Here is a 25,917-nt window from a genome sequence, read left to right as displayed (position 1 = left end):
ACCATTCGCGTCGAAGGGAGCCGGCCCATGGGGTACGAGGTGCTACTCAACTCGGTTCGGGTACGACGGCCAGCCTCGGCCGGCGCGCCGCTCTACTGCGACGCGCTGGAGTACGGGCTGACCGGTGACGGCGCGACCAACGACCAGCCGGCGCTGGCCGCCCTCGTGGACCGCCTCGGCGCCGGGTACGCCTCGGACGGGCGGGCCCGGGTCATCTACTGCCCGCCGGGCATCTACTCGATCCGGGACGCCGGCACGGTGTGGCGCAGCGGCGTGTCGCTGATCGGGGCTGGCCCGGCGGCGACCCGTTTCATGCTCAGCAACGAGGGCAACCGGGCCGACCCGACCCCGTTGGCCTTCTGGACCACGGTGCAGCACGGGGCCGACCGGGACCGGCACATCGCCGACTGCACCTTCTCCGACTTCCAGATCGACGGCTCGGGTGTGGCGATGGCCGAGTACAACTACCTGGCCAAGGGCCTCGGCCTCCAGTACATGGTGCGGGGTGTGTTCCGCAACCTCTACATCCACCACACCGCAGCCACCGGGCTGGGCTGCGACTTCCTCCAGGACTCCCTGATCGACGGCGTGGTGGTGGTCGGCTGTGGCCGACTGGACAACGGCGAGCAGTGGGGCGGCGCCGGCATCGGGGTCGGCATCGGCGGCTGGGGCGCTGTGGAGCGGCTGACCATCGCCAACTGCACCACCCTGGCCAACGGCACCAACGGAATTTTTCTGGAGCTGCAGAAGGACTACTGGGTACCGCCGCGCGGCTACCGCATCGTCGGCTGCCACAGTCAGGGCAACCGGTACGGCATCTCCGACTGGGGCGCCGAGGGTCTGATCGTCTCCGCCTGCACGATGACCGGCAACCTGGAAGCCGGCTTCGACGTGTCCGGGCAGGGGACCTCGTCCGTGGCCGGCCGGGGTGGGCTGCTCACCGACTGCGTCATCGACGGCAACGTGCGCGACGGGGTCAGCATCGGCAACAGCCCCGGCCCGTACACCGTCCGGGGCAACCGGATCAGCGACAACGGCCGGCACGGCTATCACGCCCATGACCTCGGGCGCGGTTACCAGGGCGCGATCCGGGACGTGGTGATCGAGAGCAACGAGTTCTGGGGCAACGGCCTGGACGCGGTCCGGATCGACCACCAGATGACCGACGCGGTGCTGCTCAACAACCGGATCCGCAACAACGGGCGGCAGTGCGCGGAAGCCGCCGGCGGTAGCGGTGATGCCGTCCGCTACGACGAGCGGAGCCTGGTGGACCGGTCGGCCAACTGGCCGCACGACGGGCACCGGGGCAAGGTCCTGCGGGTCGGTCGGGCCGTTGCTATGGTGGCCGCCAACACCGGCAACGAACTCACCCTCGCCCCGGTCCGGCCCGACGCCTTCAGCGCCTGGAGCGGGGACGTGCCGCCGCCGGGATGCGGATACGAACTGTCTGCCGCGCCGGAGCGGCGGGCGGGCATCACCATCGACGCGGCGTTCGACTCGGCCACGATCCGTGGCAACCGGATCTGGGACAACCACGACGACCACACCCAGACGCACGGGTTGTGGATAACCGAACGCGGCAGTTGCGTGGACTGCCGGGTCGAGGACAACGACCTCGCCGGCAACGTCGACGACGGCATGCGGCTGGACACCCCACCGGTGGGGGGACGCTGGCGTGACAACCACGTCGACAGCGACTGGAGTTGACCGGCCAGCACCTCGGCGAGGGCTTGAGCTGAACGACGTGCGGCGGCGGCCGGAGTGATCCGGCCGCCGCCGCTGTCATGGTGAGCTGGTCAGCCGGCCAGACCGGCCACCAGGTTCGGGTCCAGCACCACCGTGGCCGTACCGGACTGCGCCGGTACGCCCGGCTCGGTCGGCGCATCGGTGTACTCGGCGACGAAGACCGCGGTGAGGTTGTCCGCGCCGCTGTGCCCGCCGTCCACGAAGGTGGTGATCGTTCCCGAGCACCCCGTCGCCGTGGAGAGCGGGTGTCCGTGCTCGTCGTGCCCCAGCACGTAGGTGACCTTCACCCGGGAGCAGTCCACCGGCAGATCGTCGGTGACCTTCACCTCGTACGCGACCGTCTGCCCGAACTGGAAGGGCTGCCCGGCCACCGGTGCGACGAACTCGACGATCGGCGCGGTCGGCCCGACCACCAGCGGCAGGGTCGCCGAGGCGGACCGTCCGGTGCGGTCGGTCACCTTCAGCGTCGGGGTGTACGAGCCGTTCTCCTGGAACGTCCAGGTCGGGTTGGCGTCGGTGCTGTCCACCGAGCCGTCCGCGTTGAAGTCCCACGCGTAGCTCAGCTTGTCACCGTCCGGGTCGGTGGTGCCGGCGCTGGAGAACGCGACGGTCAGCGGGGCCCGCCCGACGGTCGGGGTGCCGCTGATCTTCGGGATCGGCGTCCGGTTGCCCCGGACGAAGTCGAACCGGGACAGCTGGGCGTCCGGGTTCTCGGCGAAGTAGCCGTCGCCGTACTCCAGCACGTAGAGCGCGCCGTCCGGGCCGAACTCCATGTCCATCGGGTTGTCCACCACCAGGGATGGCACCACCGGCCGGATGTCCTGCACGTCGCCGTCCTCGTCGAGACGGAACTCCTTGATGTAGTCCCGCGTCCACTCGTAGAACAGCGGCACGCCGTCGTAGTAGGCCGGCCACCGGGTCCGCGACGTGCTGGTCCCGTCGTAGTCGTACGCCGGGCCGCCCATCGGGCCGATGCCGCCGGTGCCCAGTTGCGGGAACTCGCCGGACGCGGCGGACGGGTACCAGACCTGCGGCTGCTCGACCGGCGGCAGTTGCCGCTTGCCGGTGTTACGGGGTGAGTCGTTGACCGGGCGCTTGCAGTTGAACGTGGGACCGGACTCACCGGTGGCGAAGTCGTAGTCACGGTAGGCGAGCGTCGGCGTCACGCAGTACGGCCAGCCGTAGTTCGCGGGCTTGTCGACCAGCATCCACCGGCCGTGTCCAGCCGGCCCGCGCTCGGGGTTCGAGTTGGAGGCGTCCGGGGAGTAGTCGCCGAGGTACACGTTGTCGGTACGACGGTCGACGGCGAACCGGAACGCGTTGCGCAGCCCCATCGCGTAGATCTCCGGGCGGGTCTGCGCTGCCCCCGGCTTGAACAGGTTGCCGGCCGGCACCGTGTAACCCCCACCGGGCTTCACCCGGATGCGCAGCAGCTTGCCGCGCAGGTCGTTGGTGTTGGCCGAGGTGCGCTGGGCGTCGAACGCCGGGTGCCGGTCGGCCCGCTCGTCGATCGGGATGTAGCCGTCGGAGAAGAACGGGTTGGAGTCGTCACCGGTCGACAGGTACAGGTTGCCCTTGCTGTCGAAGTCGATCTGGCCGCCGACGTGGCAGCAGATGCCCCGGTCGGTGGGCACGTCGATGATCTGCTGCTCGGTGCCGAGGTTCAGCTTCATCCCGTCCAGCTTGAACCGGGACAGCCGCAGCGCGCCCCGGAACCGCTGCCAGTCCGCCTCGGTGCCGACCAGCGGCGCGTCCCCCTCGTTGACGTCGGGGGTTGCCGGGTCGTCCACCGGCGTGTCCATCGGCGGCGAGTAGTAGAGGTAGACCCACTTGTTCTGGGCGAAGTTCGGGTCGATGGCGACCCCCTGCAGCCCCTCCTCGTCGTGCTCGTACACCGGGATGTCGGCAGCGAGGGTGTTCAGCCCGGTGCGCGGGTCGTGGATGCGGACCTCGCCGGTGCGGGAGGTGTGCAGCACCCGCAGGTCGGGCAGGACGGCGAGGCTCATCGGCTCGCCGGGGAAGTCGTTCAGTGTCACTTTCTGGAAGCTGCTGTCCGGCGGCGCGGCCGGCGCGGCGGCCGCGGCTGACGGTGGTACGGCCAGGCCGGCCGTTACCAGCAGCAGAGCGGACGCGAATGCGGTCCTGTTCATCAGGTTGTCCCCCGAGATGGTTTCAGTACCGAAGTGAAGCGAGATAGTCGAAGCCGACCCGAGCGGTGTCCAGGGCGTCGGCGGGGGAGCGTGGCGAGGTGCCGGCGTCGTCGCGCTCCACGATGTACTCCTCGATGCCGGCCTCCCGCTCGTGGGCGAAGATCCGGCCGAAGTCGATGACTCCGTCGCCGAGGTCGGCGAAACCGCCCTCGACGTCGAGGTCCTTGACGTGCACCTGACGGATCCGACCGCGGTTGGCCCGGATCACGTCGACCGGGTCGTGTGCGCCTCGCCAGGTCCAGTAGAGGTCGAGCTCGAAGTGGACCAGCCGGGGATCGGTCTGCGCGGTGAGGATGTCGAACCCGGTCGAGCCGCCGGTCAGCGGCACGAACTCGAGTTGGTGGTTGTGGTAGCCGAAGTCGAGCCCCGCGCGTTCGGCGAGCCGACCGGCGCGGTTCAGGTCCCGGGCCAGGGCCCGGTAGACGGCGGGGTCCCGGATCGGCTGGCCGCTGGCGTCCCGACCGAAGTACGGGTGGACGATCTTCTTGGAGCCGACGACGTTCGCGTCGGCGAGGGCACGCTCCCAGGTGGCCGCGTCGAAGGGCTGCGGGATGCCGGTGTGCCCGGAGGTGGCGCGGAGTCCGGCCTCGTCGAGCGCGGCCCGGAACTGCGCGGCGGTGCGTCCGACGAAGCCGGCGTGCTCAACCCGCCGGTAGCCGATCCGGCGCAGCGCGTCCAGAGTGCCGGGCAGGTCTGCGGCGAGCTGGTCGCGCAGCGTGTAGAGCTGGATGCTGATCCGGTCCACCGGCACCCGTCGCCGGCCCTGGGACTGTCCTGCGGGCGCGGCGGTGGCGGGGCTGGCGAGCAGGCCGGCTGCGCCGACGGCAGCGGCGGAGACGGTCGCGGCGCGCAGCACTCCGCGCCGGCTGACCGGCTCGGACGCCAGTGTCGGCTCCGGTCGGTTGATCTGTTGATCCATGGTGGTGGTCCCTTCCTGACGGCTGGCATGCCGTCGGCGGCGGTCGACCTGGCTGCCGTCGCCCAGGCGCGCCGAACCGGCCGGAGGCGGGCTCCGGCTGGACGGTGAGGGGCGGCGCGCGGGTGCGGCCCAGACCCATCGGGGGCGGAACGCGGCGACCCGGTAGGGGTGGCGGCTAGCTGATCGACGAATGGGCAACCCTCTATCTGGATCGTGACCCTACCCTTGCCTTCGGACGAAGGCAAAGCTTCGTCGCGTTCGGCAAAAGTTTCGCTTCAGCTGACAAAAGTCCGCCCCCGACGTGCGCCAACCGGGGTGACCTTCAACCTGCGGGCCCGGTCCCGGGGCGGGGCGACCTCCCACACCGCCTCCTTTGCTCTGCTTCACCCCAGGCAACACCAGACGTCCGCTATCCGGACAGCCGGTGTCGCCTCCGCTGAAGCAGAGCAAAGGACCTGACAGGGGTCTCTTGAACCCCTGTTCCGCCAAGTGGAACATTGTCGGAAATTGCGTCGATAAATGCGCCACCGATTATTTCCGAATGCCGTGGACGCCCCTGTCGAGGAGGCGAGAATGTGGCAGAGGGAAGTCGAAAACGGGGGGACTGAACATGACGTCTAGGCGGCGATTGACGCTGTTGGCGGTAACCATCGCAGCCGCACCGCTCGTCCTGGGAGGGTGCACCGCCGACCGGGATTCGGGTGCTGGTGCGGCCAAGGCCCACCACGCTCCACCGGAACTCGCCGTGACACCGGGGGACAAGGCCCGGGACGTCCCGGTCAGCGCCGAGGTGGGCACCGTGGTCAAGGGTGGACGGGTCACCGGTGTGCGCCTCACGGACGACAAGGGAAAGCAGGTCAACGCCGAGCCGCGCGAGGACGGCTCGGGGTGGGTGCCGAGCGGGCCGCTGCAACCGCGACGGACGTACACCGCCGAGGTGACCGCGACCGGTGACTCGGGTGCCACCACCACTCGCACCACCACGTTCACCACGATGGCCAAATCGACCAAACCGCAGATCACCAGCACTCTCTATTTCGTCGGCAATCGGACGTACGGCACAGCGATGCCGGTAACCGTCGCGTTCGACCCGGCAATTCCAAAAGAGGCCAGAGCGGATGTTCAGCGGCGGTTGTTCGTGAAGACGAATCCGCCGCAGCCGGGCACCTGGTCGTGGCTCGAGGACGGAAGTCAGGTCTATTACCGAGCGCCCGATTTCTGGAAGCCGGGGACCACCATCAGCGTCCGGGCCGGTCTGGAGGGTCTGCCGATCGGCAAGGACCGGATCGGCGACGCCGAGCGGACCGCTACCTCCAAGATCGGACGACAACTCGCGCTGGAGATCGACAACGCCACCAAGCAGATGACGGTGCTGCGCGACGGCAAGCAGATCCGCCGGATCCCGGTCAGCCTGGGCAAGTCGAGCACGCCGAGTTCCAGCGGCAAAATGGTGATCATGGAGAAGCACGAGCGGACCACCTTCGACACCCGGGGTGAGCCGAACGGTGGCTACGTGGTCGACGTCGATGATGCCCAGCGCTACACCTGGGGCGGCGAGTTCATCCACTCGGCCCCGTGGTCGGAGGGGGAGCAGGGCAACACCAACGTGTCGCACGGCTGCGCGAACGTCTCCGCCACCGCGGCGGACTGGCTGATGGGGGTGACGCAGGTCGGTGACCTGGTCACCGTCAAGGGCACCGAGGTGGAGTTGCAGCCGGGCAACGGCTGGACCGCGTGGAATGTGAGCTGGGACGAGTTCACCCGGGGCAGCGCCCTGCCGGTGCCACCCGGGCTCAAGCCGGCGCCGGTCGCCCCGGCGCACCCCGGCGCGGTGGCCGGTGGGTCGCCCGCCCCGGCGCCTTCCGTCAGCGGTCGCTGACACACCGCCGCCGGACATTCGGGGCCGGCCCGCCACTGCGGCGGACCGGCCCCGACGTCACGCCAGCTCGATGATCGTTTGGCGCGGGTGCGACTCGACGCGCTCAATCCAGGGGTACGCGGGCCACACCAGCGCCGATCAGGCTGCCCAACCAGAGGTGATCGCCGTGCTGGCGTACTCCAGTGATCATCCAGTAGTGCCCGTTCGGGCCGTGCAGCGTCCGGCGGACCGCGCCCGTGCCGTCGACCAGCGCGACCAGGCCGTAGCGGCGTGGCTGCGGCTGCATCGCGTCGGGCAGCAACGCGGCGATCTGGCGTAGTCGCGGGTGCGGCAGCAGCCGCTCGGCGATCGGCACCCGTGGGCTGGGCAGAGCGATCCAGTACGTCCCGTCGCCCACGGCGGCGAGATTGTCCGGGTACGCGGGCAGGTCGGCGAGAACCCGGACACCACCGCTCAGCTCGACGCGGAGCAGGCGGTGGGTGCTGGTCTCCACGAGCATGAGCGCTGATTCGTCCGGGGTCAGCGCAATCCCGTTGGGGAAGTACAACCCGTCGGCCACCACCTCGGTGCGGCCGTTGCCCGGATGGTGGGCCAGCACCCGGCCGTTGGGGCGGTGCTCCAGCAGGTCCCGCTTCCAGTGTGAGACCGGAAACCGGTCGGAGCTGTCCGTGAAGTAGATGGTGCCGTCGCGGCCCACCGTGGCGTTGTTGGCCAGGTGCACCGGGGGCGCCGTCCCGGTCAGTTCGCGTACCGTGCCGTCGGGTGTGACCCGCAGCAACCCGCGGTACGCGTCGCAGACCACCAGAGCCTCGCCGGACGGGTCCAACTCGATGCCGAGCGGCCGGCCACCGGTCTCGGCCAGCAGCCGGGGTCGGGTGCCGGCCGGCGCGTCGACCGGCCACCACCAGAGCCGACCGCCCTCGTCACCACTGATCACCCGGCCGGCACCGTCGACCAGCACGTCCTCCGGCCCGACGGCACCCTCGGGGAGGGGCAGCAACTCTGCTCGGTCGAGCCGCCGGTCGGTGGGAGCCCATGCCCCGGCCAGCGCCGGAGGAACGGTTGCCGGCTCGCGGACGGGACGGATCAGCCGGGGCGGGCGAGGCCGAGGGATCAGCATCGGCCTATTCTCCACCGCCGGTGCCGGCCGTCTCCGAATCAACGCTCGCACGGCGCGCCGACGGCGTGATCATCACGGTATCGGTGATGTCGGGGCGTCCCGCTGACCCGGACACCCCGACATCGGTGATCCGGAGTGGATCACCGTCCGAACGCGCGGGTCGGTGGTCCGTGGTCCGTGCGGCCGGTGCCCCTGACCTCCACCCCTAGAGGGATGAGGCGCACCTCGGGGTATGACCCTGGGCGTACCCGGAATCACTCCGTGGAGGGGCGAAAGTGTCGGTGGTGGCGGCTAGATTTCAGGGCATGGAAGAGTGCAGCGACCGGCTCGACGTGCAGGTGAGCGTGGGTGACCGGGTGGTCCTCGTGCGGGTGGCCGGCGAGGTCGACATCGCCACCGTGGCCGCGTTCCGGTCCGCGCTGTGGTCCGCGCCGGCTCGCCCGGTGCTCCAGCTGGAGCTGTCCGAGCTGCGGCTGCTCTCCGCCACCGGTGTCCGCGCGTTGCTCGCCGCGCATCTGCGCGTCCGGGCCCGCGGTGGCGAACTGGTCCTGGTCGACCCGAGCCCGGTGGTGGCGCGGGTGCTGCGCGCTACCGGCCTGCACCGGGTGATGCCGATTCTGGAGCCGGCCCGGGTGGTCGAGGCCGCTCGTCGCCCGGTGACCACCACCGCACACCTGCAGCTCGTCGCCTGAGCTGACCCCAGAGCCCTCGACCCGACCCAACCCGAGCTCGCTGACGCGGGCCAGCGCCGGTCTTCTCGGGCCGTGTTGCGTGGGCGTGGTGCGGGGCCGCCGACGTGGGCCGGCGACCCCCCAGAATCGGTCAGCTCACGCCGAGCAGGTCGACGACGAAGATCAGCGTCTCGCCCGGCTTGATGACTCCGCTGGCGCCACGGTCGCCATACCCCAGGTGCGGCGGGATGGTGAGGCGGCGCCGGCCGCCGACACGCATGCCGACAACTCCCTGGTCCCAGCCGGCGATGACCTGACCGCCGCCGAGCGGGAACTCGAACGCCTCGCCCCGGTTCCAGGACGAGTCGAACTCGCCGCCGGTGGAGTGCGACACGCCGACGTAGTGCACGCTGGCCAGTTGGCCCGGCTCGGCCTGCGGGCCGTCGCCCACGGTGATGTCCTCGATCACGAGGTCGGCCGGCGGTGCTCCCTCGATCGGACCCACCTCGGGCTTGCCCGATCGGGCGCCTGCTGCCTGGTTCATGCGGGGATCTCCTGCCGTGTTGGGTGATGTGTCCGGTCACCGTCGATCCTGCCGGATCACCCCTGACCAATACACGGCGGACCCGCCACTGCCCCCGTCACCCCACACGTCGATCTTGCACTTTCGGTCGCCGGTGTGCCTCGACTCGCACCTTTCGTCAGGGCAGTAAGTGCAAGATCGGCGCACGGGTTGGCGGGCGTCACCGGTGTTGGTGACGCCCGCCAAGCGAGTGGCGCGTGGTGGTTCATCGCAGCCAGGGCGTCCGCCGGACGATCGGCAGCTTCGCCCACACCCGGCCGAGGCCCCAGGTGTCGCCGGCGTTGAGCAGCGCCAGGACCGCCAGCACCGCGGCGTAGATCAGGTGGTCGTCCATGAAGGGGTTGTTCTCCGGAGGCAGGACGGCGGTCCACATCAGGACCAGCAGCAGCCCACCGGCCACGGCCGCGACCCGCATGCCGATGCCGAGCAGCAGGGCGACACCGATCCCGGCCAGGCCGGCCATGAAGAGCCAGTCCGCCCAGGCGGCCCCGGCGATCCCGGTGTAGACGTCCTTGAACGGACCCGCCACTCCGAAGGTCAGGAAGCCCTTGGTGGGGCTACCCCCGTTGATCCAGGCGCTCTTCGACTCGGTGGCCATCCCGAAGCCGAACATCTTGTCGATGAAAGCCCAGAGGAAGATCCAGCCGAGCGCCATTCGGGTGCCGGCCAGGATGTACCGGACGGCCCGCTCCCGAGCGGTGCCGGCCCTCGGAGCGGTGTTCTCGGCGGTGACCTGCTCGATCGTCGCGGTCATGGTCTCCACGTCCCTTCTCAGCTTCGCACCGCGCTTCCCGGTGGCATCTCCAGTGGACGCCCACGGCGCCGTCGGGGGCAGGGCCGACAGACCGCAACGGCCCGGGCCGTTGGACCCCCTCCCGTCCGGTCCGGCGCCTCTGACGAGGTAAGGCGTCCGGTCGTAACGTCCGAGGTGGACGACGAGAGGGAGGCCGTGATGAGGACCTGGCAGGTGGGTGACGTGATGACCCGGGAGGTCGAGACCGTGGTGGCCGAGACCCCGTACCGGGAGATCGTCGACGTGCTGCTGCGCCACGGGGTCAGCGCGGTGCCGGTGATCGACGGGTTCCGTCGGGTGCTGGGCGTGGTGTCCGAGGCCGACCTGCTGCACCGGGTCGAGCGCGCCGGTGAGCCGGCGCAGCGACGGGTCTTCGAGAGCCGCCGTCGGCGCGGTGCCCGGAGCAAGAGTGCGGCGCTGCTGGCTGGCGACCTGATGACCGCGCCGGCGGTCACCACGTACCCGGAGGCGGCGTTGTCGGCTGCCGCCCGGCTGATGGACAGTGAGCAGGTCAAACGGCTGCCCGTGCTGGACGACCTCGGCCGGTTGGTCGGCATCGTCAGTCGTGGGGACCTGCTGCGGGTGCACCTGCGCTCGGACGCCGAGATCCGTACGGACGTGGTGCAGGAGGTGCTGCGCAGGGTGCTCGCCGTGCGGGACGGGCTGGTCACGGTCGAGGTCCGCCACGGTGACGTGACCCTGGCCGGTCGGCTGGACCGCCGCTCCGCGGTCGACCTCGCCGGCCGGCTCGCGGGTCAGGTCAGCGGCGTCGTGCGGGTGACCAACGCGGTCGCCTACGACGCTGACGACACGGTCTCCGACCCGGGTCAGGTGATGCCGGTCGCCTGAGTGCGGCCTGCCGCCGTAGTGAAACACCCGTCGCCGCAGCGCTGCTCCGGTGCGGGGAGGGACTTCGCCGGACCACCGACGTCGGGTCGGCCGTTCGCCTAGGCTCGGGAACGGCCAGCCTGCTGGCGGGGTGGCGGGCGGTGCACCGTGGTCGATGCGGAGGTCGTCGGTGGCTGAGGCGACGGTCGCGGTCCCGTTGTGGGCCTGGGCGGCGGTCGCCGTGGTGATCGCCGTGATGCTCGCCGTGGATATGGTCCTGCACCGGGACAACCACGTCATCGAGCTCCGCGAGGCGCTGTTGTGGAGCGCCATCTGGATCGGCGCGGGCCTGCTGTTCGGGTTGGTCGTCTGGTGGGGCCTCGGCGGCGACCCGGCCATCGCGTACTTCTCCGGCTACCTGCTGGAAAAGGCACTCTCGGTGGACAACGTGTTCGTCTTCGCCCTGCTCTTCGGCTACTTTCAGGTGCCGCCGGGTTACCAGCACAAGGTGCTGTTCTGGGGCGTGGTGGGGGCGCTCGTCTTCCGGCTGTTGTTCATCTTCGCCGGCGCCGAGTTGCTCGACCGGCTCGCCTGGGCTGGGTTCGTGCTGGGCGCCTTCCTGATCTGGACCGGCTGGCGGCTGGCCGTACGCGGGAAGCCGGACGTCGACCCGGAACGCAACGTGGTGGTCCGGTTGTTCCGTCGGCTGGTGCCCACCGACGCCCGGTACCACGGCGGCCGGTTCACCGCCCGGGTGGCCGACCGACGGGTGGCGACGCTGCTTCTGGTGGCGCTCGTCGCCATCGAGGCCACCGACGTGGTCTTCGCCATCGACTCGGTGGCGGCGATCCTCGCCATCACCACCAACACCTTTCTGGTCTGGACGGCCACCGCGTTCGCCGTACTGGGGCTGCGCAGCCTCTACTTCTGCCTCGCCGGCCTGTTGCGACACTTCGGCTACCTGCGGTACGGACTCGCGCTGCTGCTCGCCTTCGCGGGGGTGAAGCTCATCCTCGCCGAGACGCCGGTGGGCAAGCTGCCGGTCTGGTTGACCCTCGCGGTGGTGGTGCTGACCCTGGGGGTCTCCATCGGCGCCAGCATCCTGGCCGCGCGTCGCCCCCGGGCCGGTTGAAACGCCGGGTCAGTCGACCAGCACCGGCCGGGACAGTTGGTCGGCCAGGAGCGCGGGCGCCTCGGTCAGGGAGGGGCCGTACCAGGTCAGGTGCCGGCCGGAGAGCAGGGCGCACGGTACGCCGGGGAACGCCTCCGGCCCGTCGTCGGCGGTGAACCGGTACGGCTCGTCGGGCAGCACGACCAGCTCGGGCTTCCGTTCACGCAACTCGTCAAGGGCTGGGCGGGGGTAGCGCTCGGGGTGCTCGTCGTACGCGTTGACCACGCCGAGCCGACGCAGCACGTCGCCGGCGAACGTGTCGCTGCCGAGCACCACCCACGGCCGCCGCCAGACCGCCACCACCGCCCGGCGGGGCGGCGCGAGCCGGGGTGGCTCGGCCCACGCGCGCCGGGCGGACCGCAGCCAGGCCGGCTCCGCTGGTGCGCCCAGCTCGGCGAGCAGGTCGCCCAGTTCGGTCAGCGCGCCCGGGACGGTACGCGGATAGGTGACCCGCACCGGCACACCGGCTGCCCGTAGCGCCTCCGCGTCGGCTCGGCGGTTCTCCTCCACGTTCAGCAGCACCAGGTCCGGTCGCAGCGCGCGGACCCGGTCCAGGTCGGGGTACTTGCTGCCGCCGACCCGGGCGACGTCGAGCCCGGCCGGGTGGCTGCACCAGTCAGTGGCTCCGACCAGCACTGTGGGCAGGGTCAGCGCCACCGCCTCGGTCAGTGATGGCACCAGCGACACCACCCGCACCCCGCGTACCTCCCGTCCGCCGCCCGTCCCGGCACCGATCATGCCCGCCGGGGTGGGGCGGTCCGGTTCAGGGGCGGCCGGGCTCGATGCGGGCGGTCACGTCGAGGTGCGCCGGTGTGCAGCCGGCGGTCGTCGCGAACCGGCGGACCGCGGCGTCGACGTGCTTGCGTACGTCGTCGGCCCGGGCGTCGGCCGCCAGGTCCACCCGGATCCACACGTCGGGTCGAGGCGGTGCGCCGGTCAGCGCCACTCGGGCGCCGCGCACCCCGGGGTCGCCGGTCAGGTCCCGTTCGAGTGCGTGGACGAGCACCTCGGTGGCCAGTCGGGTGCGGCCGGGGCGGATGCCGGGGTGGCTCAGCATGCCGCGTAGTGCCCGGCCGGGTCGGCGCAGCTCGCGGTCGAGCAGGCGGTGCCCGGCGAGGGCGGTCAGCACGCCGGCGACCGCCGCGGCCAGGGTGCTCCACGGCGCGGCCAGCCGCCACGCGTCCAGCAGTCCCGCGCCGAGCAGTACCGCGCCAGGGTCGCCGCCGGGCAGCGTGCCGAAGCTGACCACCAGCGCGGCCGTTCCGCCCACCACCAGTAGCAGCGCGACGATGGTCCACAGCAGTCGGTGCGCGGCGTCGGTCATGCCGGCCGCCTGCGGGGCAGCAGCCGGATCTCGATCCGCCCGGTCCGGGGCGAGGCGAGCTGACGCAGCTCCTGGTGCACCGCGAACTCGACCTCGGCGCGGGCGGCCGGGTCGCCGGTGGCACGCACCCGGGGGCGCCACTGGTCGCCGCGCCGGCGGACCCGCACCCGGGCCCGACGCACGCCCGGCACGGTGCCGGCCGCGTCGGTCAGCCGGCGCTCCACGCACCGCCGGTGCAGGTACCAGCCGTCGCGCTCGTCGATCCGCAGCCGGACCGGTGTCCAGCGGCGCAGCTGGGCGGCCAGGATGACCAGACCCAGCAGCACGGCCGCGCCGGCCCCGGTCCGGACGCCCGGGTCGTGCCAACGGGTGGTGGTCAGCGCGTCGTACCAGCCGGTGCGGGCGAGCAGTGGTGCCGGGCGACCCAGTGTCACCAGCAGCGCCTGCACTGCCAGCAGCGCGCCGCCGGCGAGCAGGGCGACGGACAGCAACAGCGAGGCGGCCCGGTTGACGGTCCGCATGCCGGCCTCCGGCCGACTGACCGGTCGTCCTGTCCCGGCGCCGTCCGCCCCGGGGACGAGCAGGTCGTCCACCGTGACGGTCACCGCGGCCACGGCGCGCCCGGTGCCGGCGGCGACCCGGTCGGTGACCGTCGTCCGGACGGCCTCGGCGACGGCGGGCACGCTGTGCCCGTACGTGGTGACGAGGTGCAGGTCGAGACCCACGGACCGGTCGCCCAGCCGGACGGTGGCCGGGTGGGCGTCGGATACGCCGGGCACACGGCCGGCCGCTTCGGCCGCGATCCGCGCAACGTCCCCCACCGCGACGTCCTCCACCGCGACGTCCTCCACCGCCTTGGTGCGCCGGTGCGAGTCGATGCGGGCGCGGGTCTCGGTGCTCGGGGTGCCGGTGCTGGGTGCGGGGCCGGTGGTTGGGGCGGACGGACGGGTGGCGATGGGCCGCGGGGGGAGCCGGTGGTGTCGCCCCGCTCGATCGGCGCGAGGGCGCCGGAGGATCGTCGGATCACCGACCAGCCGGGGTCGGCGGGCGCGGCGAGGGTCATCCGGGCGCGGGCGAGCACCCAGGCCGCTGCTGGCGAGGGCGCCGAACTGCTGTCGCGACATGCTGGCCTCCCGGCCGGTCCGCTACCGGCGACCCCGCTGGATACACCCCGCCGGGACTTCTGGAACACGACCCTGATGTGATCCCGGTCACAGTTGCTGGTCGGGTGCTGGCACCGATCGCGGCCCGTGGCGGTCCGAGGGTCCGGCCGGCCGGGGTGGCGCTGGCCGCACCGCCGAGGCGAGCAGCATGATCGACCGCCTAGACTCGGCCCGGCTCGACCGACCGGCGGATGGATCAGGCAGATGACGAGCATCGGCAGCGACGACCGCAGCTGGTTGCGGGCGGTGGCCGGTGACGGCGGGCGTGACACGCTGCTCAGCCGCGCCGGTCATCGGGTCTATCCGGCGCGCCGGCTCAGCGACCTTGTTCAGGGCCGCCCGCCCGGTGTCACCGGCAGCCAGTGGAGTTCGGCCAGCCGCGCCAGCTTCGACTTCGTGGTCTGCGCCGCCGACACCGGCCGGGCGATCGTTGCCGTGGAGATCGGTCCGGTCGCGTCCGCCGGCTCGGCAGAGCAGCGCGTCGAGCGACTCAAGGACGCGGTGAGCGCGGCCGTGGGCCTGCCCGTGCTGCGGATCGGATCGCCGACGCTGCGGGCGGCCGAGCACGGCCGACGCCTCGTGGAGTACGTCATCGACGCGCGCGCCTACGCCGAGGGCGGTGCCGGGGTGACCGCCCCTGGGAACGGGCCGTCCCCGGTGGGTTTCCGGGACATCCTCGGTCGGCTGCCGGACGGCCGCCCCGGGCCGGTCAACGACCTCGGCGCGCTGACCCGCGCGGCGGCGGTCGAGGCGTACGTGGCCGGGCGGGTGGCGGACCCGATCGTGCGGGGGCTGCACGTGCGCTGGGCCGACGGGCCGGCGCAGGGGTGGAGCTGGGTGCAGGTGCGCCCCGACGCGTGCCTGATCGAGCGGGTCTCGGTGACCGAGCACCGCTTTTCGTGCGGCGTCGACGCGGCTCGGCTGGCCGAGGATCTCGCCACGGTCGCCGTCGGGGAGCGGCTGCGGGCGAACGACGTCGGGGAACTGTTGCCGCGCGCCGAGTTGACCGCGCAGATCGTCGCGCTGAGTCGGCGTCGCCACGAACTGGTGGGCGGGTTCGCCTTCGACCACCTCTGCGCCGACTGACCGACGCCCGTTCCACCTGCTTACTCCTGCTCCGCACCGGCTTCTTGTCGGGTCGCGGCAATTTCCTGTGCGCCGGTTGAACCTTCCCGGCCGCCGCCCCGTACTCCTGCGCGAATGAACAGGATCTCCCCATCCGCGTCGACCGGACGCGGGAGACGGTGCGGAAAGGGCATCGTCGGCCATCGACACGTTACCGGGTAGGTCACGGTGCTCGCCGCCGTGCCGTGCCCTCTCACATCCGTCGGTCCGCCGAGGGCAGGAATCCACTACCGGATCGAGAAGGAGAGCAATTCGATGCGCAGGTCCACACGGGCGCGCCGGTCATCCGGCAACGCGCGGAGCAAGCGTCTGCTGGCCGTTGTCGGCACGCTCGTGGTCTTCGGCGGAGTTGTCGCCGTGACCCAGATTTCGTCGGCCCAGGACCGGCGGACGAATAAGCCACGTCCGGCTGCTGGGCAGTGCGTTGAGCCGAGCCCGGGCGCGACCGCGCCGACTGGCGACGGCTCGACCAGCCGCACCTGGCAGAACGGTCGGTGGGTGCGTAATCACTGGGGTGACGGGCAGCAGTCGGTCCCTGAGTGCGAGGACGGCAAGGACGGCACGGTGGGCACCGGTACGGCGATCGCCTGTCCGGACGTGACGGCCAAGCTGCCGCAGGTGCCGGCGCAGGCGCGGGCCGAGGTGGACCGCAACCTCGCCCAGTTGCAGTCCCAGATCGCCGAGGCGGACCGCCGGTTGGCCGCCGAGGGCAACAAGGGCGAGGCGTTCATCCGCAGTGCGATCCTGCAGCCGTTGGCCTCGAAGCGGCGCGCGGTGCTGGCCCGGATCACGACCGCCATCGACCGTGTTGGTCCCCGGCCGCAGGGTCTCGCGCAGCTCGCCGAGTGCCAGGTGCAGCCGACCAATAACACGGGCGGCAACAACGGTGGCGGTAGCACTCCCAGCAGCACCCCCGGCGGTAACAACGGCGGGAACAACGGTGGTGGCACCGCCCCCGGCGCCGGACTCGGCGTGCTGGCCAACGACTGCGACGAGAGCCGGCTCCAGCCGCACGACGGCTTCCAGATCGGCAACCGCTGCGTGAGCACCGAGTTCGGTGAGGTCGGCGCGGCCGCCAACAACCCGTCGCTGCTGATCACCCAGTTCCCCCAGCAGGTCGGCCAGAACCAGGCCTTCACCCTGCGGGTCAGCACCCGCAACCTGATCCGCGACCGCTTCCTGGCCGCCGGTCAGGGTGGCTACTACGTGGAGAGCTCGCTGCTCAACGACCAGGGCCTGGTCCGGGGCCACTTCCACACCGCCTGCCGGATGCTGGACAGCCTGACCGCCCCGCCGGAGCCCCAGGAGGTGCCCGCGTTCTTCGTCGCGACCGAGGACGGCCGCGGTGGTGCCCAGCCCGACGAGGTGACGATTCAGATTCCGGGTCTGCCGGAGTCGGGTACCGCGCAGTGCTCCGTCTGGGCCGGTGACGGTTCGCACCGTCTGCCGATGATGGAGCGGGCCAACCAGACTCCCGCATTCGACTCGGTGCGTATCACCGTCAACTGACCGGAACTGCCAGCGGCGGCCGGTCACCGGGGGCGACAGCCCTGGGTGACCGGCCGCCGCGTTGTTTCCGGTGTCCGGACAATCCGACGGGGTCACGCCGTTTTCGGCGGGACCCCGTCGTCAACTCCTGTGTCAGCGGCCCTTGTACGCCTCGACGACCTCAACCGGGATCCGGCCCCGTTCGGAAATCTTGTAGCCGTTCTTGACGGCCCATTCCCGGATGGCCCGGTTCTGCTCCCGATCCATTCCGGCACCGGTGGGTCGCCCCGGTCGCCGGACTGCGCGGGTGCTCTCCACCGGGCCGCGCCCGATCCGCCGACCCGCATTGATGTACGGATCCAGCGCCTTGCGCAGGACACCGGCATTTTCGTCCGAGACGTCGATCGTGTAGGCCACGCCGTCGAGACTGAACTCGACCGTCCGGTCGGCCTTCCCACCGTCGAGGTCGTCGGTCAGGACCGTGATTACTTTTCTCGCCATTGCCGATTACTCCCTGTGTGCGGCGGGATGTGTCCAAAGTCTGACCTATCACCCCGGGAATCCGCAACAATATGCCCCCATTCATTCGGCGCGTCGCGATTCCGTTACCGAGCAAACCGTGAATCGGTGCGATGAAGGGGCTTCATTCGCCGAGGAGACCGGTCTGCCCGGCGACGGCGGCGGCCTCCGCCCGGTTGGACACCCGCAGCTTGCGCAGCAACGCGGCGGTCATTCGTTTCACCGTCCGCTCCGAGACGTGCAGTTCTTCGGCGATGTCGACGGTGTTGCGGCCGGAGGCGATCGCCCGCAGCAACCGACGTTCCTCGCCGTCGAGATCGACCGACGCGGCGTGCGTGGGCCGCAGAATGGCATGCAGCAGTGGGGCCGGCAGCACCGCCCAGCCGTCGAGGATGGCCAGCAGCGGGGGCAGTAGCGCCTCCGGTTCGCTGGTTTTCGGCAGGAACCCCTCGGCACCGGCCCGCAGCGCCGCCAGCGCCGGTGCGGGATCGGCGGAACCGGACATCGCGACCACCCGTACCCGTGGGGTGGTCCGCCGGATCGCGGCCACCGCCCGGATGCCCCCGGGCGGCGGCATGTGCAGGTCGACCAGGGCCAGGTCGGGGCGGCAGTGGCTGATCAGCGCCGCCGCGGCGGCGGCGTCGCCGGTCGAGCCGACCACCTCGGCCCGGCCGTCGGTGGTGATCGGGAGCAGCAACTCCAGGCCGCGGACGAAGAGGGGGTGATCGTCCACGACAACGAGTCGAATGGTGGAGGCTCCCGGCATGTCTGGGCCGTTCCCCAGCGGGTACCGATCATGCGGGTACGCACCGAACGAGGGGAGTTGGGTGGATGCGCGCACGGCACGGTTTGCAGGGCCTGCTGCGAGGGTTGCGCCGAACCGAGCCCGCACCCGGTGACATCCGACCACCGGAGGCCGATTCGGAGTTGCTGCTGCGGGTGTTGTGCCACGAGTTCCGTACGCCGATCAGCACCCTGACCTCGCTGACCCGCGCGCTGGCCGACGAGCGTCGCGAGCTGACCAGCGCCGACCGGCGGGCGATCACCGAGCTGGCCCGCGACCAGGCCGTCCACCTGCAGAGCCTGTTGCGCGACGCGACCGCCGGCACCGGGGCGCTGGCGCTGACCCCACAACCGGAGTCGGTCGTCCCGCTGGCGGGCATCCTGCGCGAGGCGGCGGCGCTGGTTCCGGCGGGTCGGCGGCGTGCGCGGGCCACCCGGCGGGCGGGTTCCTGCCCGGTGCCGGCGGGTCGGACCCGGCAGGTGCTGGTCAACCTGGTGGAGAACGCGCTGCGGCACGGGCCGCCGGACGGGCAGATCGGGCTCTACGCCACGCTGCGCGGTCCCGGCCTGAGCATCCTGGTGACCGACGAGGGTCGGGTCGACGATGCCCTGCTGGCCGCGTTGCGCCGCCCGGCGCCGGCCGTCGGGATGTCCGGGTTGGGGCTGTGGATCGTGCGGCAGCTCATTGTGACGGATGGGGGAGCGCTGCGGGTGCACCGGCTGCGGCCGCGCGGCGTGGCGCTGGAGGTGCTGCTGCCGATGGCTCGCCCGGTGCCCTGACCCGAGCGGGACACGGGTTGGCCCGCTCGGGTCAGCGAGGCGGGAACCGCCTCGCTACCACTGTCGGTACCCGAGGAGGTCAGATGTTCAGCCATGTCAAGGATCTGCAGTTCGAGGCCAAGCCGGACGGCCCGGACGCCGCGTTCGCCCGCCGGTTGCAGGAGGTTCTGGGCGGCAAGTGGGGCGAGATGACGGTGGCCAACCAGTACCTCTTCCAGGGCTGGAACTGCCGGCTGCCCGGGAAGTACAAGGACCTGCTGCTCGACGTCGGCACCGAGGAGATGGGCCACGTCGAGATGATCGTCACGATGATCACCCGACTGTTGGACAACGCGCCGCTGTCGCTGTCGGAGGGCATCGCGGACAACCCCGGGGGCGCGGCGACCTTCGCCGCGTCGAACCCGGCGCACTTCATCCATGGCGGTGGCGGGGCCTTGCCCGCCGACGCCAACGGGGTGCCCTGGAACGGCTCGTTCGTCACCGCCAGCGGTAACCTGCTGGCCGACTTCCAGCTCAACGTCACCGCGGAGGCGCAGGGTCGGCTCCAGGTCGCCCGGTTGTTCAACATGACGGACGACCCGGGGGTCAAGCAGATGCTGCGCTTCCTGCTGGCCCGCGACACCATGCACCAGAACATGTGGCTGGCGGCGATCGAGCAGCTCAAGGAGGACGGGCTGGAGGACATGCCGGTGCCGGAGGCATTCCCGGACTCTGGCGAGTTCACCGAGGAGTTCGGCTACACCTACCTGAGCTTCTCCTCGGGCACCGACGCCAACGAGGGGCGCTGGGCGTCCGGGCCCACGCCGGATGGCAAGGGCGAGTTCCGGTACGGCGACAGCCCGCGGGCGAACGCCCCGGAGCCGGTGCTGCCTCCGGGGGATCCGCGGTTGTACGGCACCAACCCGGGTGTGGCCGGCTCGGTCGTGAACACGGTGAAGAGCAAGCTCACCTGATGCGCCTCGTCGGGTCGCCCGCCGGTCCCGGGCGACCCCGACGGGACGGGCGGACAGTGTCCTGGGCCACAGATCGGAACAAGGGGAACGCTTTGTTACTTGAGTGAGACACGCTCAACTCAACGCGATAGCAGGTGTTCGATGGCAACTCTTCCGGTACTTCCCCTGACCGACGCCGTGCTGCTGCCCGGCATGGTCATCCCGGTGACCCTCGACCCGACCACCCAGGCCGCGATCGACGCGGCGCGGGCGACCGGCGACCGCAAGCTGCTGGCCGTGCCCCGCATCGACGGCGAGTACGGCCCGGTCGGCGTGGTCGCCACCATCGAGAAGGTCGGCCGGCTACCCGAGGGTGAGCCCGCCGCCGTCATCCGTGGCCTGTCCCGGGCCCGGATCGGCTCCGGCGTGCCCGGCCCCGGCGCCGCACTCTGGGTCGAGGCGACCGAACTCGACGAACCCGCTCCCGCCGGCCGCGCCCGGGAACTCGCCCGCGAGTACCGCGCCCTGGTGACCTCCGTGCTCCAGCAGCGAGGCGCCTGGCAGGTCATCGACGCGGTGGAGCGGATGACCGACCTCTCCGAACTGGCCGACTCGGCCGGCTACGCGCCCTGGCTGACCCTGGACCAGAAGACCGAACTGCTCGCCGCGCCGGACGTCACCGCCCGGCTGGAGTTTCTGGTCGGCTGGGTGAAGGACTACCTGGCCGAGCAGGAGGTCACCGAGCAGATCAACAGTGACGTCCGCGAAGGGCTGGAGAAGTCCCAGCGGGAGTTCCTGCTGCGCCAGCAGCTCGCCGCGATCCGCAAGGAGTTGGGCGAGGACGAGCCGGACGGCTCGGCCGACTACCGGTCCCGGGTCGAGTCCGCCGAGCTGCCGGAGAAGGTCCGCGAGGCGGCCCTGCGCGAGGTCGGCAAGTTGGAGCGGGCCAGTGACGCCTCCCCGGAGGCGGGCTGGATCCGCACCTGGCTGGACACCGTGCTCGAGATGCCGTGGGGCACGCGTACCCAGGACAACACCGACCTGGCCGCGGCCCGGGCGGTGCTCGACGCCGACCACGCCGGCCTGGCCGACGTGAAGGACCGCATCCTGGAGTACCTGGCCGTGCGCAACCGGCGTGCGGAGCGCAACCTCGGCGTGGTCGGCGGTCGCGGCTCCGGCGCGGTCCTCGCCCTCGCCGGTCCTCCCGGGGTGGGCAAGACCAGTCTCGGCGAGTCCGTGGCTCGGTCGCTCGGGCGCAACTTCGTGCGGGTCTCGCTCGGCGGCGTCCGCGACGAAGCGGAGATCCGCGGTCACCGCCGCACCTACGTGGGCGCGTTGCCCGGCCGGATCGTCCGCGCGCTGCGCGAGGCCGGCTCGATGAACCCGGTCGTGCTCCTCGACGAGGTGGACAAGGTCTCCGCCGGCTACGCCGGCGACCCGGCCGCCGCCCTGCTGGAGGTGCTCGACCCGGCTCAGAACCACACCTTCCGGGATCACTACCTGGAGGTCGACCTGGACCTGTCCGACGTGCTCTTCCTGGCCACCGCGAACGTGGTGGAGTCCATCCCCGGTCCGCTGTTGGACCGGATGGAGCTGGTCACCCTGGACGGATACACCGAGGACGAGAAGGTCGCCATCGCCCGGGACCACCTGCTGCCCCGGCAGCGGGAGCGGGCCGGGCTGACCGCCGACGAGGTCAGCGTCGCCGACGAGGCTCTCGCGCTGATCGCGGGGGAGTACACCCGGGAGGCCGGCGTACGGCAGCTCGAGCGTGGCCTGGCCAAGATCCTGCGCAAGGTGGCGGTGGCCCTGGCGACCGACCCGACCCCGGTACGCGTCGACACCGACAACCTGACCGGCTACCTGGGGCGGCCGAAGTTCACCCCGGAGTCGGCCGAGCGGACCGCGGTGCCCGGCGTGGCAACCGGCCTCGCGGTCACGGGCGCCGGTGGTGACGTGCTCTTCATCGAGGCGACCAGCATGGAGGGCGAGCCGGGGCTGACCCTGACCGGCCAGCTCGGTGACGTGATGAAGGAGTCGGCGCACATCGCCCTGTCGTACCTGCGCTCCAACGGGCGTCGGCTCGGCATCGACCCGAACGCCTTGGCGGGACGGCGCATCCACCTGCACGTCCCGGCGGGCGCGGTGCCCAAGGACGGCCCGAGTGCCGGCATCACCATGGTGACGGCCCTGGCGTCGCTGGTCACCGGCCGCCCGGTCCGCCCCGAGTTCGGGATGACCGGCGAGGTGACGCTCTCCGGTCGGGTGCTGCCGATCGGTGGGGTGAAGCAGAAGCTGCTCGCCGCACACCGGGCCGGCCTCACCGAGGTGATCATCCCGGCGCGCAACGAGCCCGACCTGGACGACCTGCCGACCGAGGTGCGCGAGGCGCTGACCGTGCACACCCTGGCCGACGTGGCCGACGTGCTCGCCCTGGCGCTGCGCCCGGCCGACGTCGAGGCGCTGGACGGTCCGGCGCTCTTCACGGTCTGACGCTACAAGCACAAGGACCCCTGCCGTCTTCGGACGGCGGGGGTCCTTTGGTACGCGCGGAGAGGTCTACTGTCTCGCTTGAACCTTCAACTACCTCTCCGCCGCGAGGCGGCCCCCTGGAGGAACCCCCGTGAACGTGGTGCTCTGGATCATCCAGATCCTGCTCGCCGTCGTCTTCGCCGGCGCTGGCTTTGCCAAGCTGACCCAGCCCAAGGACAAACTGCGCGAGCTGATGCGGTGGGTGGACCCGGTCCCGCCGACCCAGGTCAAGGCGCTCGGCGCCGTCGAGCTGCTGGCCGCCCTCGGGCTGGTGCTGCCCCCGCTCACCGGCATCGCCACCGTGCTCACCCCCCTCGCCGCCGTCGGCCTGGTCATCGTCATGATCGGCGGCATCCTGGTGCACCTGCGTGACATGAAGAAGCAGGACACCGGCGACCGGCGAAAGACGGAGATCCAGGGCGCGATCACCTGCGCGGTGCTGCTCGTCCTGGCGGCCGTGGTGGCGTGGGGCCGGTTCGGCCCGTACTCCTTCTGATCCGCGCCGCCGGCGACCGTCGTACCCCGGCGGTCGCCAGCGGCGGGCTCAGCGCTCGTCGCCCCCGCGATCGCGACGCACCGTGGCCTTGCGGCCCTTGATCGTGCTGGAGCGCAGGCCCGAGATCACGTCGTCGGCCACCGCCTGCGGCACCTCCACCAGCGAGAACCGGTCGGCGATCTCGATCGAGCCGATGTCCCGGCCGCGGATCCCGGTCTCCCCGGTGATCGCGCCGACCAGATCCTGCGGGCGCACACCTGCGCGTCGGCCCAGGCCGACGAAGACCTGGACGGTGTTGCCGCCGCCCGAGCGCGGCCGGCCCCCGCCACGCCGATCGCCGCCCCGGCCGCCGGTCTCCGGTCGACCCTCGCGGGAGCTGCGCACCGGCGCCTGCGGGATCTCCTCCTCGTCGTCGGACCCCGGCGACGTCACCTCGTGGGCCAACTTCACGGCGGCGAGGGCGACCTCCATCAGGTCGAACTCGTCGGTCAGCGTCTCCACGATCACCCGGAACGGGTCGAGGTCGTCCTCCAGCAGGCTCTCCCGCAGCGCCGCCTGGGTCAGCTCCAGCCGCCGGGTACGCATGTCGGCCACGGTGGGGATCTTGTCGATGGTGATCCGTTGCCCGGTCACCCGCTCGATGGTCTTGAGCATCCGGTGCTCGCGCGGCTCGGCGAGAGTGATCGCGACACCCTCCCGCCCGGCCCGGCCCACCCGACCGATCCGGTGCACGTACGACTCCGGGGCCGACGGCACGTCGTAGTTGACGACGTGGGTGAGCTGCTCGATGTCCAGCCCACGGGCCGCCACGTCGGTGGCCACCAGCAGGTCGGCGGTGCCCGCCCGCAGCCGGCCCATGACCCGGTCGCGCTGCTCCTGGCTCATGCCGCCGTGCAGCGCCTCGGAGCGGTAACCCCGGCCGTTCATCGTCTCGGTCAGCCGGTCGACCTCTTCCCGGCTGCGGCAGAACACGATCGCCGCGGTGGGCGACTCCACGTCCAGCACCCGGCCCAGCGCGGCCGGCTTGTGCGCCCGCGTCACGATGTACGCGCTCTGCCGTACCCGGGGCGCCTCACCCGCGACCGTCTGCTCCCGGCCGATCTCGATCCGGACCGGCTCACGCAGGTGCTGCCGGGCCATCCCGTCGATGCGCGACGGCATGGTGGCCGAGAAGAGCACCGTCTGACGCTCCGTCGGAGCGTGCTCCAGGATCGCCTCGATGTCCTCGGCGAAGCCCATGTCGAGCATCTCGTCGGCCTCGTCGAGCACCACCGTGGCCAGCCCGCCGAGGCGCAGGGTGCCCCGGGCGATGTGATCGAGGGCCCGCCCGGGGGTGGCCACCACGACGTCGACGCCGCTGTCCAACGCCCGCAGCTGCCGCCCGATCGGCTGCCCACCGTAGATCGGCAGCACCCGCGCGCCCAGGTCCTTGCCATAGCGGTGGAACGCCTCGGACACCTGCACCGCCAGCTCCCGGGTCGGGACCAGCACCAGTGCCACCGGGTCGCCGCCCTGGCGGTGTGCCGTCATGAGGTTCAGCAGCGGCAGCGCGAACGCCGCCGTCTTGCCGGTGCCGGTGGCCGCCTGACCCAGCAGGTCCCGACCCTCCAGCAGCGGCGGGATGGCCTCCCGCTGGATGGGGGTCGGCTCCTCGTACCCGAGGGCGGACAGCGCGCCCAGCAGCTCGGGACGCAGCCCGAGCTCGGTGAAGGCATACACCTCTTCGGTGTCGGCGGGGGTGGCGTCAGTCGGTGCGTCGATCGGTGCGTCGTGCTGTGCAGGTGCGGAACTCATGTGCCAAGCCTTTCATTACGCCGTCGTGGCCGCTGCGCCGACCGCCACAAGAGCCGCCACGTGCCGGTCGGCGGGCGGTCCGGTCAGGCGCCGGTGGTCAGGATTGCCAGGATCATGGTGCCCGCCAGCGCCGCGTCGAACACTCCGCACCACTCGGTGTATCCGCGCGGCACCACCCGGCCGGTGCGGTGGTGGATCAGGTCCCAGCCGGCGTGCGCCAACCAACCGAACGCCACCAGCCACGCGGCTGTCCGCCCGCCGGCAGCGACCGCGACCAGCGTCAGGGCGACCCAGCCGACCAGGCCGGCCAGCTGGGTGACGAGCACGCCCGGCCCGCGCAGCGTGCGGCGGACCACTCCGATCAGCAGATAGCCGCCGGGCAGCACCAGCATCGTCCACGGGCTGAACACCTTCGGTTCCACCCACATGTCCACGGTCATCAGCAGCGCCAGCCCGGTCGGCCAGCGGTGGGCGAGCGCCGCCACCGCCGGGTGCCGGCGCACGGGCACCGGCGTCTCGTGCCGGTGGCGCACCGCTACCAGCACCATCGCGGGAATCATCAGCAGGTGACCGCCGAGCAGGAGCGCGTCACCGTCGAGCAGGCCGGCCCGAAAGGGCACGAGCAGCAGCAGGAACGGCACGTACATCGCCGCCGCCATCTCGCCGACCGCCGGCCAGCCGTGCGCCCCGTAGCGCATCCACACCGTCATCCCGACCGTCATGTTCGTGGCCATCACCAGCGCGGCCACCTCCGGGCGGCCCAGTGACCCGGCGAGCCCCCACGCGGCGCCGACCGCGTCCCACAGCGGGCCGAGAAGCAGCATCCCGGCGAGCATCGCCAGCGCCATCTCGCCGAGGTGCCGCAGCAACCGCCGCGTGCCGCCGGTCGGTGTCGCGTGCGAGGGCGCCGGCTGGTCGGTCGGCAGCGGCCCCGACGCCGGTACGACCGTGGTGTCCGCGTACATCCGTGTCTCTTCCATGCCGTTGACCCTGCCGGGGCGCCGCAGCGGCCGACAGGCTCGTCCGTCACCGGAAACCCGTGCGGTTCGCACGGTCCGACC

Annotated in this window: 23 protein-coding genes; 11 read left to right on the top strand and 12 right to left on the bottom strand. The window is 71.6% G+C overall.

Going from position 1 to position 25,917, the window contains the following annotated elements; genetic code table 11:
* Positions 1 to 27 precede the first annotated feature (27 nt).
* Positions 28 to 1,707: a right-handed parallel beta-helix repeat-containing protein gene (locus PCA76_RS17250; RefSeq protein ID WP_272611455.1), complete on the top strand. Its 1,680-nt coding sequence runs from the start codon at positions 28 to 30 to the stop codon at positions 1,705 to 1,707.
* A gap of 89 nt (positions 1,708 to 1,796) precedes the next feature.
* On the opposite strand, the gene PCA76_RS17245 is transcribed toward PCA76_RS17250, so the two are convergent.
* Both PCA76_RS17245 and PCA76_RS17240 read right to left on the bottom strand, forming a co-directional pair.
* Positions 1,797 to 3,896, bottom strand: a complete 2,100-nt coding sequence (locus PCA76_RS17245; RefSeq protein WP_272611454.1) for a PQQ-dependent sugar dehydrogenase — start codon at positions 3,894 to 3,896, stop codon at positions 1,797 to 1,799.
* 22 nt (positions 3,897 to 3,918) lie between these two features.
* Entirely contained in the window at positions 3,919 to 4,875 is a 957-nt protein-coding gene (locus PCA76_RS17240; protein WP_272611453.1) for a sugar phosphate isomerase/epimerase family protein, read from the bottom strand.
* A gap of 628 nt (positions 4,876 to 5,503) precedes the next feature.
* On the opposite strand from PCA76_RS17240, the gene PCA76_RS17235 reads away from it, so the two are divergent.
* Positions 5,504 to 6,754, top strand: a complete 1,251-nt coding sequence (locus PCA76_RS17235) for an Ig-like domain-containing protein (RefSeq protein ID WP_442930267.1) — start codon at positions 5,504 to 5,506, stop codon at positions 6,752 to 6,754.
* Positions 6,755 to 6,857: 103 nt separating this feature from the next.
* Here the strand turns inward: PCA76_RS17235 and PCA76_RS17230 are convergent, their stop codons facing one another.
* The gene (locus PCA76_RS17230; protein ID WP_272611451.1) at positions 6,858 to 7,874 is read right to left on the bottom strand and encodes an SMP-30/gluconolactonase/LRE family protein; all 1,017 of its coding nucleotides are present in this window, start codon (positions 7,872 to 7,874) and stop codon (positions 6,858 to 6,860) included.
* A gap of 305 nt (positions 7,875 to 8,179) precedes the next feature.
* Between PCA76_RS17230 and PCA76_RS17225 the strand changes: the two genes are divergently transcribed.
* Positions 8,180 to 8,566: an anti-sigma factor antagonist gene (locus PCA76_RS17225; RefSeq protein WP_272611450.1), complete on the top strand. Its 387-nt coding sequence runs from the start codon at positions 8,180 to 8,182 to the stop codon at positions 8,564 to 8,566.
* 130 nt (positions 8,567 to 8,696) lie between these two features.
* On the opposite strand, the gene PCA76_RS17220 is transcribed toward PCA76_RS17225, so the two are convergent.
* Positions 8,697 to 9,089 carry an FKBP-type peptidyl-prolyl cis-trans isomerase gene (locus tag PCA76_RS17220; protein ID WP_272611449.1) on the bottom strand — a complete coding sequence of 131 codons (393 nt, stop codon included), beginning with the start codon at positions 9,087 to 9,089 and terminating at the stop codon, positions 8,697 to 8,699.
* A 244-nt stretch (positions 9,090 to 9,333) separates the two neighbouring features.
* On the bottom strand, positions 9,334 to 9,891 hold the full coding sequence (locus PCA76_RS17215) for a hypothetical protein (RefSeq protein ID WP_272611448.1): 558 nt from the start codon (positions 9,889 to 9,891) through the stop codon (positions 9,334 to 9,336).
* Positions 9,892 to 10,080: 189 nt separating this feature from the next.
* Here PCA76_RS17215 and PCA76_RS17210 point away from each other — a divergent pair, with 189 nt between their 5' ends.
* Both PCA76_RS17210 and PCA76_RS17205 read left to right on the top strand, forming a co-directional pair.
* Complete coding sequence (locus PCA76_RS17210; protein ID WP_272611447.1) at positions 10,081 to 10,770, top strand: CBS domain-containing protein; 690 nt, start codon at positions 10,081 to 10,083, stop codon at positions 10,768 to 10,770.
* A gap of 154 nt (positions 10,771 to 10,924) precedes the next feature.
* Positions 10,925 to 11,881: a TerC family protein gene (locus PCA76_RS17205; RefSeq protein WP_442930133.1), complete on the top strand. Its 957-nt coding sequence runs from the start codon at positions 10,925 to 10,927 to the stop codon at positions 11,879 to 11,881.
* Between the two features lie 9 nt (positions 11,882 to 11,890).
* Here the strand turns inward: PCA76_RS17205 and PCA76_RS17200 are convergent, their stop codons facing one another.
* The 3 genes from PCA76_RS17200 to PCA76_RS17190 all read right to left on the bottom strand — a co-directional run bounded on the left by PCA76_RS17200 (position 11,891) and on the right by PCA76_RS17190 (position 14,368).
* Positions 11,891 to 12,616, bottom strand: coding sequence for a helical backbone metal receptor (locus PCA76_RS17200; protein WP_272619443.1), 726 nt, complete (start codon positions 12,614 to 12,616; stop codon positions 11,891 to 11,893).
* Between the two features lie 67 nt (positions 12,617 to 12,683).
* Positions 12,684 to 13,244: a hypothetical protein gene (locus PCA76_RS17195; RefSeq protein WP_272611445.1), complete on the bottom strand. Its 561-nt coding sequence runs from the start codon at positions 13,242 to 13,244 to the stop codon at positions 12,684 to 12,686.
* The gene (locus PCA76_RS17190; RefSeq protein ID WP_272611444.1) at positions 13,241 to 14,368 is read right to left on the bottom strand and encodes an Asp23/Gls24 family envelope stress response protein; all 1,128 of its coding nucleotides are present in this window, start codon (positions 14,366 to 14,368) and stop codon (positions 13,241 to 13,243) included. Before PCA76_RS17190 ends, PCA76_RS17195 begins: the two co-directional genes overlap by 4 nt.
* Before the next feature lie 243 nt (positions 14,369 to 14,611).
* Here PCA76_RS17190 and PCA76_RS17185 point away from each other — a divergent pair, with 243 nt between their 5' ends.
* Together PCA76_RS17185 and PCA76_RS17180 are read left to right on the top strand one after the other, a co-directional pair.
* Positions 14,612 to 15,493, top strand: coding sequence for a DUF2726 domain-containing protein (locus PCA76_RS17185; protein ID WP_272611443.1), 882 nt, complete (start codon positions 14,612 to 14,614; stop codon positions 15,491 to 15,493).
* Between the two features lie 294 nt (positions 15,494 to 15,787).
* Entirely contained in the window at positions 15,788 to 17,041 is a 1,254-nt protein-coding gene (locus tag PCA76_RS17180) for a hypothetical protein (RefSeq protein WP_272611442.1), read from the top strand.
* A gap of 132 nt (positions 17,042 to 17,173) precedes the next feature.
* Here the strand turns inward: PCA76_RS17180 and PCA76_RS17175 are convergent, their stop codons facing one another.
* The gene (locus PCA76_RS17175) at positions 17,174 to 17,521 is read right to left on the bottom strand and encodes a histone-like nucleoid-structuring protein Lsr2 (protein WP_272611441.1); all 348 of its coding nucleotides are present in this window, start codon (positions 17,519 to 17,521) and stop codon (positions 17,174 to 17,176) included.
* A 142-nt stretch (positions 17,522 to 17,663) separates the two neighbouring features.
* The gene (locus PCA76_RS17170; RefSeq protein WP_272611440.1) at positions 17,664 to 18,272 is read right to left on the bottom strand and encodes a response regulator; all 609 of its coding nucleotides are present in this window, start codon (positions 18,270 to 18,272) and stop codon (positions 17,664 to 17,666) included.
* 98 nt (positions 18,273 to 18,370) lie between these two features.
* Here PCA76_RS17170 and PCA76_RS17165 point away from each other — a divergent pair, with 98 nt between their 5' ends.
* The 4 genes from PCA76_RS17165 (at position 18,371) to PCA76_RS17150 (ending at position 23,062) form a co-directional block, all read left to right on the top strand.
* Positions 18,371 to 19,102, top strand: coding sequence for a sensor histidine kinase (locus tag PCA76_RS17165; protein ID WP_272611439.1), 732 nt, complete (start codon positions 18,371 to 18,373; stop codon positions 19,100 to 19,102).
* Positions 19,103 to 19,185: 83 nt separating this feature from the next.
* Positions 19,186 to 20,055 carry a manganese catalase family protein gene (locus tag PCA76_RS17160; RefSeq protein WP_272611438.1) on the top strand — a complete coding sequence of 290 codons (870 nt, stop codon included), beginning with the start codon at positions 19,186 to 19,188 and terminating at the stop codon, positions 20,053 to 20,055.
* A 141-nt stretch (positions 20,056 to 20,196) separates the two neighbouring features.
* Positions 20,197 to 22,527 carry an endopeptidase La gene (gene lon, locus PCA76_RS17155; RefSeq protein ID WP_272611437.1) on the top strand — a complete coding sequence of 777 codons (2,331 nt, stop codon included), beginning with the start codon at positions 20,197 to 20,199 and terminating at the stop codon, positions 22,525 to 22,527.
* A 130-nt stretch (positions 22,528 to 22,657) separates the two neighbouring features.
* The gene (locus tag PCA76_RS17150) at positions 22,658 to 23,062 is read left to right on the top strand and encodes a DoxX family protein (protein WP_272611436.1); all 405 of its coding nucleotides are present in this window, start codon (positions 22,658 to 22,660) and stop codon (positions 23,060 to 23,062) included.
* A 48-nt stretch (positions 23,063 to 23,110) separates the two neighbouring features.
* On the opposite strand, the gene PCA76_RS17145 is transcribed toward PCA76_RS17150, so the two are convergent.
* Complete coding sequence (locus PCA76_RS17145; RefSeq protein WP_272611435.1) at positions 23,111 to 24,856, bottom strand: DEAD/DEAH box helicase; 1,746 nt, start codon at positions 24,854 to 24,856, stop codon at positions 23,111 to 23,113.
* Between the two features lie 83 nt (positions 24,857 to 24,939).
* Positions 24,940 to 25,836, bottom strand: coding sequence for a hypothetical protein (locus tag PCA76_RS17140; RefSeq protein WP_272611434.1), 897 nt, complete (start codon positions 25,834 to 25,836; stop codon positions 24,940 to 24,942).
* Positions 25,837 to 25,917 lie beyond the last annotated feature (81 nt).

This window comes from Micromonospora sp. LH3U1, from assembly GCF_028475105.1.
Classification (GTDB): domain Bacteria; phylum Actinomycetota; class Actinomycetes; order Mycobacteriales; family Micromonosporaceae; genus Micromonospora.
Note: the sequence above shows the minus strand (reverse complement) of the source record. Positions and strands in the feature narration are given on the sequence as shown.

Coding starts and splice junctions, on each gene's coding strand:
- PCA76_RS17250 (WP_272611455.1), top strand. CDS start 28: ATGGGGTACGAGGTGCTACTCAACTCGGTTCGGGTACGACGGCCAGCC.
- PCA76_RS17245 (WP_272611454.1), bottom strand. CDS start 3,896: ATGAACAGGACCGCATTCGCGTCCGCTCTGCTGCTGGTAACGGCCGGC.
- PCA76_RS17240 (WP_272611453.1), bottom strand. CDS start 4,875: ATGGATCAACAGATCAACCGACCGGAGCCGACACTGGCGTCCGAGCCG.
- PCA76_RS17230 (WP_272611451.1), bottom strand. CDS start 7,874: ATGCTGATCCCTCGGCCTCGCCCGCCCCGGCTGATCCGTCCCGTCCGC.
- PCA76_RS17225 (WP_272611450.1), top strand. CDS start 8,180: ATGGAAGAGTGCAGCGACCGGCTCGACGTGCAGGTGAGCGTGGGTGAC.
- PCA76_RS17220 (WP_272611449.1), bottom strand. CDS start 9,089: ATGAACCAGGCAGCAGGCGCCCGATCGGGCAAGCCCGAGGTGGGTCCG.
- PCA76_RS17210 (WP_272611447.1), top strand. CDS start 10,081: ATGAGGACCTGGCAGGTGGGTGACGTGATGACCCGGGAGGTCGAGACC.
- PCA76_RS17205 (WP_442930133.1), top strand. CDS start 10,925: ATGCGGAGGTCGTCGGTGGCTGAGGCGACGGTCGCGGTCCCGTTGTGG.
- PCA76_RS17195 (WP_272611445.1), bottom strand. CDS start 13,244: ATGACCGACGCCGCGCACCGACTGCTGTGGACCATCGTCGCGCTGCTA.
- PCA76_RS17190 (WP_272611444.1), bottom strand. CDS start 14,368: ATGTCGCGACAGCAGTTCGGCGCCCTCGCCAGCAGCGGCCTGGGTGCT.
- PCA76_RS17185 (WP_272611443.1), top strand. CDS start 14,612: ATGACGAGCATCGGCAGCGACGACCGCAGCTGGTTGCGGGCGGTGGCC.
- PCA76_RS17180 (WP_272611442.1), top strand. CDS start 15,788: ATGCGCAGGTCCACACGGGCGCGCCGGTCATCCGGCAACGCGCGGAGC.
- PCA76_RS17175 (WP_272611441.1), bottom strand. CDS start 17,521: ATGGCGAGAAAAGTAATCACGGTCCTGACCGACGACCTCGACGGTGGG.
- PCA76_RS17165 (WP_272611439.1), top strand. CDS start 18,371: ATGCGCGCACGGCACGGTTTGCAGGGCCTGCTGCGAGGGTTGCGCCGA.
- PCA76_RS17160 (WP_272611438.1), top strand. CDS start 19,186: ATGTTCAGCCATGTCAAGGATCTGCAGTTCGAGGCCAAGCCGGACGGC.
- lon (WP_272611437.1), top strand. CDS start 20,197: ATGGCAACTCTTCCGGTACTTCCCCTGACCGACGCCGTGCTGCTGCCC.
- PCA76_RS17145 (WP_272611435.1), bottom strand. CDS start 24,856: ATGAGTTCCGCACCTGCACAGCACGACGCACCGATCGACGCACCGACT.
- PCA76_RS17140 (WP_272611434.1), bottom strand. CDS start 25,836: ATGGAAGAGACACGGATGTACGCGGACACCACGGTCGTACCGGCGTCG.